The following is a 12,496-nucleotide window of genomic DNA, read 5'->3' as shown; positions in this document are numbered from 1 at the left end:
CACATGCGGGCGCAGCCGCGCCTTGCGTAATCTGGAAGGACATGAGTCATGGCTGACAGCACGGCCGGCAAGAAAAAGGAAGGCATCTGGGAGACGGTCAAGACCATCTTCTGGGCACTTGTGATCGCAGGTGTTTTCCGCACCCTGTTCTTTCAGCCCTTCTGGATTCCCTCGGGCAGCATGAAGGACACGTTGCTGATCGGCGATTTCCTTTTCGTCAACAAGATGGCCTATGGCTATTCGCAATATTCCTGCCCGTTCTCGATGTGCCCGATCTCGGGCCGGATTCTTGGCTCCGAGCCCGAGCGGGGCGATGTCGTCGTGTTCCGCCATCCCACCCGTGGCGTTGATTTCATCAAGCGCGTCGTCGGCTTGCCCGGCGATGAAATCCAGATGAAGGGCGGTCGCCTGTGGATCAATGGCGAAGAAACCGGGCGTGAGCGCGTCGAGGATTTCGTCGAGATCAAGGAACAACAAGGGCCGCAGGGCCTGATCCCGCGCTGCGTCAACGATCCGGTGCCCGAAGGCGGCGACTGCATCAAGGAGCGTTACACGGAAACCCTGCCAAATGGCGTCAGCCACAGCATCCTGAACATTACCGAGGGTTGGGTTGCCGACGACACCGCGACATTCACGGTTCCCGAAGGTCAATATTTCTTCATGGGCGACAACCGTGACAATTCCGAGGATTCCCGCTTTCCGCAAGAGGTTGGCGGCCTTGGTTTCGTTCCCGCCGAATTCCTGATCGGTCGCGCCGACCGGATCATGTTCTCATCCGCGGGCCGTTCGTTGCTGTATTTCTGGACTTGGCGTGCCGACCGTTTCTTCAAGGCGGTCGAGTGAAAATTGGCGGCGATATCCGTGCCTTCATGGCCCGGCTTGGTCACGAGTTCGAACGGCCCGAACTGCTGATCCGTGCGCTGACGCATGGTTCGGTAGCGACGCCGACCCGCCCTGATAATCAGCGTCTGGAATTTCTGGGCGACCGCGTGCTGGGGCTCGTGATGGCCGAGGCGCTTTACGTCGCCGATGCAAATGCTACCGAAGGTCAGCTTGCCCCCCGTTTCAACGCGTTGGTCAAGGGCGAAACCTGTGCGGCGATTGCCCGCATGATCGGACTTGGCGATGTCCTCAGGCTGGGTCGCTCGGAGATGCTGTCCGGCGGGCGGCGGAAAGAAGCCGTTCTGGCCGATGCGATGGAAGCCGTTCTGGCTGCGATCTATCTGGATGCCGGTTTCGAGACCGCGCGGCAGGTGATCTTGGGGCTGTGGCACGACCGTCTGGACAGTATCGAGGACGATCCTCGCGATGCCAAGACCGCGCTTCAGGAATGGGCGCAGGCGCAGGGCATGGGGCCGCCGGTCTATGAGCAAACCGGTCGCGGTGGGCCAGATCACGCGCCGGTCTTTTTCATTACTGTCCGGCTGGCCGATGGGCGCAGCGCCGAAGCCAGCGGTACCGGCACCAAGCGCAGCATCGAACAGGCAGCGGCCCAAACCTTGCTGGACCGGCTGGAGGGCCGTGAATGAGCGGCAGCACCACACGCGCCGGATTCGTTGCCCTGATTGGCGAACCGAATGCCGGCAAATCGACCCTGCTGAACCGCATGGTCGGCGCCAAGGTGTCGATCGTGACACATAAGGTGCAGACGACCCGCGCCCGTATCCGGGGAATCGCCCTCGAAGGTGCGGCGCAGATCGTGTTTGTCGATACACCGGGCATCTTCCGTCCCCGGCGCAGGCTGGATCGTTCGATGGTGGCGGCGGCATGGGGTGGCGCGTCGGATGCCGATATCATCCTGCTGCTGGTCGAGGCCCATCGCGGCCTGACCGATGGTGTGCAATCCATCATCGATGCGCTGAAGGAACAGGAAACCCGCACCCCTGTCGCTCTGATCATCAACAAGATCGACCGGGTGAAATCCGAAGTCCTGCTGGCCCTGTCCCAGCAACTGAATGAGGCTTTCGCCTTTGAACGCAGCTTCATGATCTCGGCCGAACGCGGTCATGGCTGCGACGATCTGCGCAAATGGCTTGCGGAAACTCTGCCCGAAGGTCCCTGGCTCTACCCCGAAGATCAGATCGCCGATCTGCCCATGCGCATGATCGCCGCCGAGATCACCCGCGAAAAGCTGACCCTGCGCCTGCATGAAGAGATCCCCTATCAGCTCACCGTCGAGACCGAAGGATGGGAGGAACGCAAGGACGGTTCCGCCCGCGTCGATCAGGTGATCTATGTCGCCCGTACCGGCCACAAGGGCATCGTATTGGGCAAGGGCGGAGAGACGGTCAAGGCGGTAGGGCAGGCGGCACGGGCCGAGTTGGAGGAATTCATGGGGCGCCGTATCCATCTGTTCCTTCAGGTCCGGGTCCGCGAGAACTGGCAGAACGAGGCCGAGCGTTACAGCGAGATGGGCCTCGATTTCCGCGACGGCGGGTGATGGCGTGGCGGAGCCGCGGCTTGCCACGGGCATCTGGGTTTCCGCCTATCTGGCGCGGCTGGGGCAGGCGAATATTCCGGCTTATGTGTTGGTGCATGGCGATGATACTGCAGGCGCGGTGCTGGTCAAATGCGCCCGGCTCGACGGCACAGCGCAGCTTTACGCCCGGGAATGGGATTTCGAGACGGATATCCGCTCGTGGAACCGGATCGCCGATGGCTCCGAGGCCGATGTGGACGACGCCATCCGCAGACAACGCGGCTTCGACCCCGACCTCTGGGTAATCGAGATCGAAAGCCGGGATGGGCGGGCTTTGCTGGATGAGGAAGGTTTGGGATAGGGGCGGCGGCAGTCAGATCATGCGGGCTTGAGGCCCATGCCGTCATCGCCCTGTATCTCCAGCCCGGCTCTGCTTTTTGCAACAGCTCATTCAGCCTCTGGCGCCCTCTCAAATTGCAGATTATGCACAAGGTATGAGCAGCAAACCCGGCATAGACAGCGATTCGCCACGCGGCTTCGGTTTCGCGCTAGCAGCCTATGTCTTATGGGGGCTCATGCCGCTGTATCTCAAGGCAATCGCGCATATCCCGCCCATGGAGGTCATTGCCCATCGTGCGCTCTGGTCCCTGCCGATTGCCGCCGCAGTGCTGATCTGGCAGCGGCGCAGCGGCGAGGTGATCGCCGCAGTGAAAAACCCGCGGCTTCTGGCGATGGCGGCCCTGACGGCGGCTCTGATCACGGGCAACTGGCTGACCTATGTCTGGGCCGTCGCCAATGGCCATACACTTGATGCCGCGCTTGGCTATTACATCAACCCACTGTTCAGCGTGATGCTGGGCGCGGTTCTGCTGGGTGAAAAACTCAACCGTCTCAAGATGCTCGCTGTTGCCCTGGCCTTCGCGGCGGTTGTGATCCTGACCGTGACGGCCGGAAGCCTGCCGCTGGTCGCGGTCGGTCTGACCCTGACATGGGGCTTCTACGCCTATTTCAAGAAAAGCCTGCCGCTTGGCCCCAATCAGGGGTTCACTCTGGAGGTGCTGTTGCTGACCCCGATCGCGCTGGCCTATCTGGTCTGGATTGGCACAACCGGGCAGGGCACGTTCGGAAACGGCAATATGATGGATAACCTGCTGCTGCTGGGCTGCGGTCCGATCACGGCGATCCCGCTGCTCTTCTACGCCAACGGAGCCAAGCTGCTGCGGCTTTCGACTATCGGCATCCTGCAATACCTGACGCCGACCATGCTTTTCCTGACGGCGGTGCTGCTGTTCGACGAACCCTTCGACAGGGCTCGCATGATCGCTTTCCCGATGATCTGGGCGGCGCTTGCGCTCTATTCCGTTTCACTGTTCCGCGAGGCCAGCGCAAGGCGCCGTACCCGTCGCGAACTGGCGGCGCATCGCATCCAGTAGCGGCGCATCGATTTCTCTTTTACATAAATATCCCGGGAAGCCACGCATATAGGTGACGGGGTAGAGCCCCTTCTCCGGCTCCACCCCACGCATCGCCCGCCAATTGGATCAGCCGTCGAAATTAACCTCTTCGATCAGGGTCAGGGCTTCGGGCCGCAGAGCCGAAATTTCACTCAGTGACATCGCGTCGGGCGTGAATTCACCCCAGCTCGTCACCAGTTCCGAACGCTCTACATGGTCGGATACCGGAAACTCGTGATTGGTCTCGGCGTAGATTTTCTGGGCCTCGTCACCGACCAGAAACTCGATCAGCTTGAGCGCGGCGTCCTTGTTCGGAGATGCCGCCGCCAGGGCCACGCCGGATACGTTCACATGGGTGCCGCCGCCGTCAAAGACCGGGAAGACGATATCGACCGATTCCGCCCAGTCTTTCTGCTCATCATCGGCAAGCATCTGGCCCATGTAATAGGTATTGCCCAGACTGATATCGCATTCACCCGCCCAGATCGCCTTGACCTGATCGCGGTCGCCGCCCTCGGGTTGCTTGGCCAGATTTGCCTTGATCCCCTCCAGCCACGCCTTGGTTTCCTCGGGGCCGTGATGGGCCAGATGGGCGGCGGTCAGTGCAACGTTATAATCATGGGTGAAGGGGCGCGTGCAGATGCGGCCCTTCCATTTCGGATCGGCCAGATCCTCATAGGTCGTGACCTCGCCCTCGGCGACCCGCTCTTTGCTGGCATAGACGATGCGCGCGCGGGTGGTCAGCCCGAACCAGTTGCGATCGGCGTCACGCAGGGCCTCGGGAACGACGTTCAAAGCCTCGCTTTCGACAGGTTGGGTCACTCCGGCATCCTTGACCTCGCCCAGCCGCGCGACATCCACCGTCATGATCAGATCGGCGGGCGAGCGGTCGCCCTCGGCCTTCAGCCGCTCGACCATGCCCTTGTCCACATAGGCGGTATTCACGGTAATGCCGGTCGCTTCCGTGAAGGCATCGGTCAAGGGTTTCAGCAATTCCGGCTGGCGGTGGGAATAAACATTTACCTCCTCGGCCAGGGCGGGCAGCGCGGTCGCGCCCATAAGGGAAGCAAGCAACAGGGTACGCATTCTTGACTCCTTTGGTCAGGTTCATGTGACTGTTTTCGCATTCTGCTTATGAGCCAGTCAATAATAAGTTGCGCGAGATTAACAATTTGCACGTTATGCGGGTGCTTCTTCCATTCGAAACACGCTGCCTGACATGTACCGCGAGGGATCGGCGATCTGCACGGACTTGCCGTTGACCATCCGCCTGCCGCAGGATAAGGCGCGGCAATGGCACGCGCACCCCTGTTACAACTGACCGACATCTCGCTGACCTTCGGCGGAAATCCGGTATTCGACAACCTCTCCCTGACGGTACAGCAGGGCGACAGAATCGCCTTGGTCGGGCGGAACGGATCGGGCAAATCGACCTTGATGAAGGTCATGGCCGGTCTGGTAGAGCCTGACCGCGGCGAGGTGGTGCTGAATGCCGGAAGCCATGTCGGCTATATGGAGCAGGAGCCGGACCTGTCGGCTTTCGCGACACTTGGCGATTTTGCCCGTGCAGGATTGCCCGAGGCCGAGGGCTATCGCGTCGAGATGGCTGCCGAAGGGCTGAAATTCGATCCCGACCGCACGGTTTCCACCGCATCCGGGGGCGAGCGGCGGCGGGCTGCTCTGGCGCGTCTTCTGGCGCAGGCGCCCGAACTGATGCTGCTGGACGAACCGACCAACCATCTGGATATCGAGGCGATCGGCTGGCTTGAGGATCATCTGAACCAGACGCGCGCCGCCTATGTCATCATCAGCCATGACCGCGCTTTCCTGCGCCGCCTGACCCGCGCGACCCTGTGGATCGACCGGGGCGAGGTTCGGCGTCAGGACCGGGGTTTCGAACATTTCGAGGAATGGCGCGAGGCTGTCTGGACGGCCGAGGACGAAGCGCGCCACAAGCTCGATCGCAAGATCAAGGCCGAGGCCCGCTGGGCGGTTGAGGGCATCAGTGCCCGGCGTAAGCGCAATCAGGGCAGGGTACGGGCCTTGCAGGCGCTGCGGGCCGAGCGTGCGGCGCAGATCACCCGTCAGGGCGCGGCGGCGATGGCGCTTGAAGCCGGGGCGCAATCCGGGAAGAAGGTGATCGAGGCGAAAGGCATCGGCAAGGCTTTCGGCGCCCGCACCATCCTGCGCCCGTTCGATCTGCTGGTGCGCCGGGGTGACCGGATCGCCTTTGTAGGTCCCAATGGTGTCGGAAAGACGACGCTCATCAAGATGCTGACCGGTGAAATCCCGCCGGATGAAGGCAGCGTCAAACATGGCACCAACCTTGAGATCGCGGTATTCGATCAGGCCCGCGCCGCCCTGAATCCCGATCTGAGCCTGTGGGAATCGCTGACCGGAGATGCGGAGATGCGCGTATCCGGCCGTGCCGATCAGGTCATGGTGCGCGGGCAACCCCGCCATGTCGTGGCTTACCTGAAAGATTTTCTGTTCGACGATGCACAGGCGCGCGCGCCGGTCCGTAGCCTGTCCGGTGGAGAAAAGGCGCGGCTGCTGCTGGCGCGGTTGATGGCGAAACCGTCGAATCTGCTTGTTCTGGACGAGCCGACGAATGATCTGGATGTCGAGACGCTGGATCTTCTGCAAGATATTCTGGGTGATTATGACGGCACGGTGCTTCTGGTCAGCCACGACCGGGATTTTATCGACCGTATCGCAACAACGACCATTGCGATGGAAGGCGATGGCCGTGCCGTGGCTTACGCCGGAGGATGGAGCGATTATCGCGCGCAGCGGGGAACGGAGGATGTCCCCGCGTCCGAGCGACCCGGAAAGGCCCCGCAATCGCCCAAAACACCAGACAGAACCAGCCCCGCGAAAGCAGGACTGAGTTTCACCGAAAAGCACCGGTTGGAGGAACTGCCTGCCGTTATCGAGCGTCTCGAAGCCGAGATTGCCAAACTGTCCGAGTTTCTTGCAGATCCCGATCTGTATCAGACCGCGCCGGCCAAGTTTCAGAAAGCCAGCGAAGCGCTGAGTGCCCGTCAGGCGGCTTTGAACGCGGCTGAAGAGGAATGGCTGATGCTCGAGGAAAAATCGGCCGGGGCAGGCTGAAACCGGGGATTTGCTTGACTTGTCGGCGCGAATCCTCCATATCCATGCGGACCGGCCGAGGTTGCCCTTTGGCCGGTATGTTATTTATATGATCCCCGTCTTTGCACGGGGCGCTGTTCGCAGGCACCAAACGCCGGGTCAAACCGGGGCCAAAGGACGCGGAAACCAAAGGAAAGCAAAGCGATGTTCGCTGTTCTTAAAACTGGCGGCAAGCAATACAAGGTGCAGGCGGGTGATGTGCTGCGCGTTGAAAAGCTGAATGCCGCCGCTGGCGAGAAAGTCCAGTTCAACGAGATTCTGATGGTCGGTTCGACCCTTGGCGCGCCGCTGGTTGAAGGTGCTGCGGTGCAGGCCGAGGTGATCGATCAGATCAAGGGTGACAAGGTCATCAAATACGTCAAGCGCCGTCGCAAGCACAGCTCGCAACGGACCCGCGGGCATCGTCAGCAACTGACCCTGCTGCGCGTGACCGATGTGCTGGAAAACGGCGCCGCCAAATCTGGCGTGAAAGCTGCCGTGGGCGCTCGCACCAAGGTCGAGGAAGTTGCGGCAAAACCGGCCAGGGCGAATGCCGCCAAGGCCAAGAAAAAAGCGGATGAGGCTGAACCTGCCTCTGATGCCACCGAAGCGTAAGGAGACTGAACCATGGCACATAAGAAAGCAGGCGGTTCGTCCCGCAACGGTCGCGATTCCGCGGGGCGCCGTCTTGGCGTGAAGCTTTATGGCGGGCAGGCAGCGACTGCCGGTAACATCATTGTGCGCCAGCGCGGCACCAAGTGGTGGGCGGGCGATAACGTCGGTATGGGCAAGGATCACACTCTTTTTGCACTGACCGACGGTCATGTGGCCTTTAAAAAAGGCCTCAAGGGTCGCACCTATATTTCGGTAATTCCGGCCACACAGGTGGCAGCCGAGTAACCCAAGGGTAACATTCCAATGTTAGCAAAGGGGGATCGGCGAAAGCCGGTCCCCCGCTCCGTTTTCCGGGGGAGGAAAAATGATGATGTCTGCTCCAATGCGGGAGGGTACACGGTTGGACGATATGAAACTTGTTGAAACGGTGGTTCTGAACCAGCCGGTTATCGAAACCAGCCGTTTCATATTGCGCCCGCTGAGGCCGTCCGATGCGGGTATGATCGCCCATTACACCTCTGATCGCAGGGTGGCGGAAGGTACCCGGGCCATACCCCATCCCTTGCCACCCGGCGCCTCGGAAAATTTCGTGGCCCGGGCCCTGTCTGCCGACAGGGTCGAGGATGTCTGGGCGATTGACGGTTCGGCCCATCGGCTGGATGAGGTTCTGGGCGTCGTATCGCTGACCCGGATGGACAGTGATCAATCCGAACTGGGATTCTGGATCGGTGCCGGTTTCTGGAATACCGGCTTTGCGACCGAAGCGGTCGAGGCATTGGTCGCCGCGAATCCGCATAAGGCGCGGACGCTGTTCGCAGAGGCATTTCAGGACAATCCCGGCTCGGCCCGTGTGCTGACCAATAGCGGATTTGTCTATCTGGGCGATGCTGAAAGCTGGTCCGTGGCGCGGAACGCGCGTGTGCCGACATGGACCTATCTGCGCAAGATGATCTGAGGAAGAAGGGGGTGCTTGCGCGCCCCTTCTCGCGCTGCCGTGCAATTCACCCCCAAGGATATTTTTCGTGAAGAAGAAGAGAGATGCAGAATCTGCAATCTCAGCCCTTGTATTCGTTTGGGGGCAGCATAATTCGGGAATATGAGCATTCCATATTCCCTTCTTGATCTGTCGCCCGTGCCCGAAGGTTCCGAGGCTGCGGACGCAATCTCCAACAGTATCGATCTTGCCCGTCATGCCGAAGGCTGGGGCTATCGGCGTTACTGGCTGGCCGAGCATCACAACATGCCCGGTATTGCCAGCGCGGCGACCGCGGTGCTGATTTCGCTGATCGCGCAGGCGACCGAACGGATGCGTGTGGGGGCCGGAGGCATCATGCTGCCCAACCATGCGCCGCTGACCGTGGCCGAGAATTTCGGAACATTGGCGACGGTATTTCCCGATCGGATCGATCTGGGGCTTGGGCGTGCGCCGGGAGGGGATGGCGCGGTGATCCGGGCGCTTCGGCGTGATCCGATGGCGGACAGTTTCCCGCAGGATGTGGTGGAATTGCTGGATTATTTCGGACCCGCGCGCCCGGATGCGCCGGTCCGGGCCTTGCCCGGCGAGGGAACGCATGTTCCGATCTGGATTCTGGGCAGCAGCCTGTTCGGGGCGCAGCTTGCCGCGCATCTGGGTCTGCCCTATGCTTTTGCAAGCCATTTCGCGCCCGGGGATATGGAGCAGGCTCTGGCCATCTATCGCGACCGGTTCCAGCAGACCCAATGGGGCGAGAAGCCAAGGCTGATGATTGCGATCAATGTATTCGCCGCCGATGATGCGGAAGAGGCGCATTATCTGCGCAGTTCGATGCAGCTTGCATTCGCGCGGCTGCGCACCGGGAAACCGGGCAAACTGCCGCGACCGACCCGCGATCTGGACGCGGAAATCAGCCCCCAGATGCGCCGTATGGTCGATCAGGCTTTACGGATTACGGCGGTGGGCAATCCGGCGCAGGTGAAAGAGCAACTGGCCACATTGATCGATGCGCATCGCCCCGATGAGGTTATCCTGACCGGCCAGATTCATGATCAACAGGCAAGGCTGCGCAGTTTCGAGATCGCGGCCGAGGTGATGCGCGGCCTTTAAGGCAGCATCACCCGCGTCAGCCCCGGAAATGCCGCGATCACCAACAGGCCGATAATGCTGGTCAGAAGGAAGGGAAGGGCGCCCCGCGCGACGCGCTCTAGCGGCAGGCGGGTGATATTGGCGGCGACATAGAGGTTGATCCCGACCGGGGGAGTGATCAGCCCGATAGCCAGATTGACCATAACCAGAACGCCGAACCAGATCGGATCCCATTGCAACTCGCGCATTACCGGCAGGAAGATGGGCAGGCAGATGAACATGATTGTCACCGCGTCCATGAACATGCCTGCGATCAACAGGACCAGCATGATCACGGCAAGGATCACCCATTGGTTATCGGACAGACCCAGCAATGTCCCGGAATATTGCCCGATCAGGTCGTCTACCGTAACTACCCAGCCGAACAGCCCCGCATAGGCGACCACCAGCATGACCACTGCAGAGCCTGCGGCGCTGTCGACAAGGCAGTTATACAAGCTGCTCAGGTTGAGTGTCCGATAGAATAACCCGCCAACGGCAAGGGCGTAGACCGAAGCGACAATAGCGGCCTCGGTCGGCGTGAAGATGCCGGAATAGATGCCGCCAAGAATTACCACAGGGGTCATCAGGCCCCAGAAACTGTCCAGAAAACTGCGCCACAGCGCCGCTCCATATGACAGGCCGGGATAGGGATCGGGCACAAGATCACGGGTGGAGGATGGATTGCCGCGCCCGAAGGGCAGAGCGACCAGCATCAGGGCACCGCAGACGAGGCCCGGAATGATCGCGGCGATGAACAGATCCGCGATCGAGGTCTCGGCCAGCACGCCATAGATCACCAGTCCGATCGAAGGGGGGATGACGATGGAGAGGGCCGCGCCGGTGCAGACCAGCCCGGCGGCGAAGGCCCGGGTATAGCCGTCATCTTCCATCGAGCGGATGATCATCGGCCCGATGGCGGCGACCGAAGCCGGGCCCGAGCCGCTGACCGCGCCCCAGAACAGGCAGACCACGGTGCCGACAAGACCCATGCCGCCCGGTAACCCTCCGACGAGCACGCGAAAGAAGCGGATCATCCGGTCGGCTATTCCCAGACGACCCATCAGGTTGCCGGCAAGGATGAAGAACGGGATCGCCAGCAGCGAGAATTTTCCGATGCCGGCCGTCAGCAGGTCACCTACGAGATCAAGCCCGAAGCCAAGCTTCCACATCGCCGCCAGCGCCGAAAGGCCAAGCGCGAAAGCCACCGGAACCCGCAGGATCAGGAACAGGACGAAAAGCCCGACCATCAGGCTGCCAGCGCCGATATCAATCATTCCGCTGCCTTCCGTCCTGACCAGAAATCGCGCCGAGCATGGCCTGAACATAGCGGAACAGCACAAGCGCGAAACCAAGAGGGAGCGCGGCGGAATACCACCACAAAGGCAGGCCGAGCGCATAGCTGCGCATGCCGTTACCCATCTGGTTCAGCAGCAGCTGCCAGCAGAACCAGACCGATGCCGCCAGCAGCGTGATCGACAGCAGCGCAGCAATGACAATGACGACCCGCCGCAAGGGTGCGGGCAGCATATCAGAGATCAGCTCGACGGCCAGATGCTCGCCCCGCCGTGCTGCAATGGCGGCACCGAAGACGGTAAGCAGGACGAAACCTCCGGTCAGCAATTCCTCGGTCGCGGCCAGCGATTGATTGGTGCCGTAGCGGACGACCACATTGGCGAAGCCCAGAATCGCCATGAGCAGCAGCAGCACCGCACAGACGATCTTTTCGAACTGATCCAGGATGCGCATTTACTGCGCGTTCGCTTCTTCGGTGAAGAGCTCGACGATATCCTCGCCGATCTGTCCGGCCCATTTGTCGAAACTTGGCTGGGTGGCTTCCTTGAACGCCGCGAGTTCCTCGGGCGTGGGTTCATAGACGTCCATGCCCTGCTCTTTCAGGAATTCCAGCCCCTCGGCCGTCGCTTTGCGGCTGATCTCGATCTGGTATTGCATCGCCTCGTCGGCGGCCTTCTGGAACTTTGCCTTGGTATCGTCGTCCAGACCGTCCCATTTCGCCTTCGAGATACCCAGGAACAGCGGATCATAGCTGTAATGCCACGCCGTGATGTATTTCTGAACCTCATAGACCCGTTGCGGGATGATCACCGCACCGATGGGATTTTCCTGGCCATCCACGACGCCCTGCTGCAGCGCCGGAAATGTCTCGGTCCACTGCATTTGCTGCGGATTGGCGCCAAGATCGTTCATCACGTCGATATACATCGGACCCGCAACGCGCATCTTGAGACCCTGCATGTCGGCAGGCGCTTTGATCGCGTGTTTGGAGTTGGTGACTTCGCGGAAACCGTTCTCGCCCCATGCAAGGATATGGATGCCGTGGCCTTCCATGATCTCTTCCATCTTGTCGCCTGCCTTGCCGGCCGTGGTGCGGTCGACGGCTTCATAGTCGGGATACAGGTAAGGCAGCGAGAATGCTGCCATTTCCGGAGCAAGCGGCGTGACATTGATGGCGGAGGTCAGCACGAAATCGATTGCGCCGCGCCCGGTCATCTCGGCCTGTTTCATCTGATCGCCGCCGGAAAGCTGAGCATTCGGAAAAACCCGCACCCCATATTCGTCGCCGGTTTCCGCGGCCAGAAGTTCGGCGAATTTATCTGCGCCCTGCTGCCATGTGGTGGTATCGCCAGTGTTATGCGACAGGCGCAGGGTTTCCGCGGCGGCTGGCAGGCAAAGCGCAAGCGCAGTGGTCAGCCCAAGGGCGAATTTCGTGAACATGGCTTCTCCTCCGATTCCGATTTGCGGCATATTTACGGC

General features: G+C 60.9%; 14 protein-coding genes. 10 read left to right on the top strand and 4 right to left on the bottom strand.

Features of this window, described 5'->3' with window-relative positions:
- Positions 1–48: 48 nt before the first annotated feature.
- The 5 genes from lepB to rarD all read left to right on the top strand — a co-directional run bounded on the left by lepB (position 49) and on the right by rarD (position 3,852).
- Positions 49–843 (top strand): signal peptidase I, encoded by a 795-nt coding sequence (lepB, locus tag D3P04_RS17770; protein WP_119751212.1) that lies wholly within the window; start codon positions 49–51, stop codon positions 841–843.
- Positions 840–1,529, top strand: a complete 690-nt coding sequence (gene rnc, locus D3P04_RS17765) for a ribonuclease III (RefSeq protein ID WP_119751211.1) — start codon at positions 840–842, stop codon at positions 1,527–1,529. The genes lepB and rnc overlap by 4 nt, the downstream gene beginning before the upstream one ends.
- Positions 1,526–2,440, top strand: coding sequence for a GTPase Era (gene era, locus D3P04_RS17760; protein ID WP_119751210.1), 915 nt, complete (start codon positions 1,526–1,528; stop codon positions 2,438–2,440). The genes rnc and era overlap by 4 nt, the downstream gene beginning before the upstream one ends.
- A 4-nt stretch (positions 2,441–2,444) precedes the next feature.
- Positions 2,445–2,780, top strand: a complete 336-nt coding sequence (locus tag D3P04_RS17755; RefSeq protein WP_119751209.1) for a DUF1491 family protein — start codon at positions 2,445–2,447, stop codon at positions 2,778–2,780.
- 133 nt (positions 2,781–2,913) lie between these two features.
- Positions 2,914–3,852: an EamA family transporter RarD gene (rarD, locus tag D3P04_RS17750; protein WP_119751208.1), complete on the top strand. Its 939-nt coding sequence runs from the start codon at positions 2,914–2,916 to the stop codon at positions 3,850–3,852.
- 108 nt (positions 3,853–3,960) lie between these two features.
- On the opposite strand, the gene D3P04_RS17745 is transcribed toward rarD, so the two are convergent.
- On the bottom strand, positions 3,961–4,959 hold the full coding sequence (locus D3P04_RS17745; RefSeq protein WP_119751207.1) for a Fe(3+) ABC transporter substrate-binding protein: 999 nt from the start codon (positions 4,957–4,959) through the stop codon (positions 3,961–3,963).
- 207 nt (positions 4,960–5,166) lie between these two features.
- Between D3P04_RS17745 and D3P04_RS17740 the strand changes: the two genes are divergently transcribed.
- The 5 genes from D3P04_RS17740 to D3P04_RS17720 all read left to right on the top strand — a co-directional run bounded on the left by D3P04_RS17740 (position 5,167) and on the right by D3P04_RS17720 (position 9,703).
- Positions 5,167–6,987 carry an ABC-F family ATP-binding cassette domain-containing protein gene (locus tag D3P04_RS17740; RefSeq protein WP_119751206.1) on the top strand — a complete coding sequence of 607 codons (1,821 nt, stop codon included), beginning with the start codon at positions 5,167–5,169 and terminating at the stop codon, positions 6,985–6,987.
- A gap of 183 nt (positions 6,988–7,170) precedes the next feature.
- On the top strand, positions 7,171–7,620 hold the full coding sequence (gene rplU / locus D3P04_RS17735) for a 50S ribosomal protein L21 (RefSeq protein WP_119751205.1): 450 nt from the start codon (positions 7,171–7,173) through the stop codon (positions 7,618–7,620).
- 12 nt (positions 7,621–7,632) lie between these two features.
- Positions 7,633–7,905: a 50S ribosomal protein L27 gene (gene rpmA, locus D3P04_RS17730; protein WP_119751204.1), complete on the top strand. Its 273-nt coding sequence runs from the start codon at positions 7,633–7,635 to the stop codon at positions 7,903–7,905.
- Positions 7,906–8,029: 124 nt separating this feature from the next.
- Positions 8,030–8,575 carry a GNAT family N-acetyltransferase gene (locus D3P04_RS17725; protein ID WP_119751306.1) on the top strand — a complete coding sequence of 182 codons (546 nt, stop codon included), beginning with the start codon at positions 8,030–8,032 and terminating at the stop codon, positions 8,573–8,575.
- Positions 8,576–8,716: 141 nt separating this feature from the next.
- On the top strand, positions 8,717–9,703 hold the full coding sequence (locus tag D3P04_RS17720; protein ID WP_220475367.1) for an LLM class flavin-dependent oxidoreductase: 987 nt from the start codon (positions 8,717–8,719) through the stop codon (positions 9,701–9,703).
- Here D3P04_RS17720 and D3P04_RS17715 read toward each other — a convergent pair.
- Genes D3P04_RS17715 through D3P04_RS17705 form a run of 3 tightly spaced genes read right to left on the bottom strand, consistent with a single transcriptional unit; the run spans position 9,700 to position 12,457 of the window.
- Positions 9,700–10,998, bottom strand: coding sequence for a TRAP transporter large permease (locus D3P04_RS17715; RefSeq protein WP_119751203.1), 1,299 nt, complete (start codon positions 10,996–10,998; stop codon positions 9,700–9,702). The genes D3P04_RS17720 and D3P04_RS17715 overlap by 4 nt on opposite strands.
- A complete protein-coding gene (locus tag D3P04_RS17710; protein WP_119751202.1) occupies positions 10,991–11,470 on the bottom strand; it encodes a TRAP transporter small permease in 480 nt (159 codons plus the stop codon). Before D3P04_RS17710 ends, D3P04_RS17715 begins: the two co-directional genes overlap by 8 nt.
- Positions 11,471–12,457, bottom strand: a complete 987-nt coding sequence (locus D3P04_RS17705) for a DctP family TRAP transporter solute-binding subunit (RefSeq protein ID WP_119751201.1) — start codon at positions 12,455–12,457, stop codon at positions 11,471–11,473. It lies immediately after the preceding gene.
- Between the last annotated feature and the right edge of the window lie 39 nt (positions 12,458–12,496).

Origin of the sequence: Paracoccus onubensis, from assembly GCF_003591515.1 — a bacterium.
GTDB lineage: Bacteria > Pseudomonadota > Alphaproteobacteria > Rhodobacterales > Rhodobacteraceae > Paracoccus > Paracoccus onubensis.
The sequence above is the reverse complement of the archived record's forward strand: the minus strand, read 5'-3'. Positions and strand labels throughout refer to the sequence as shown.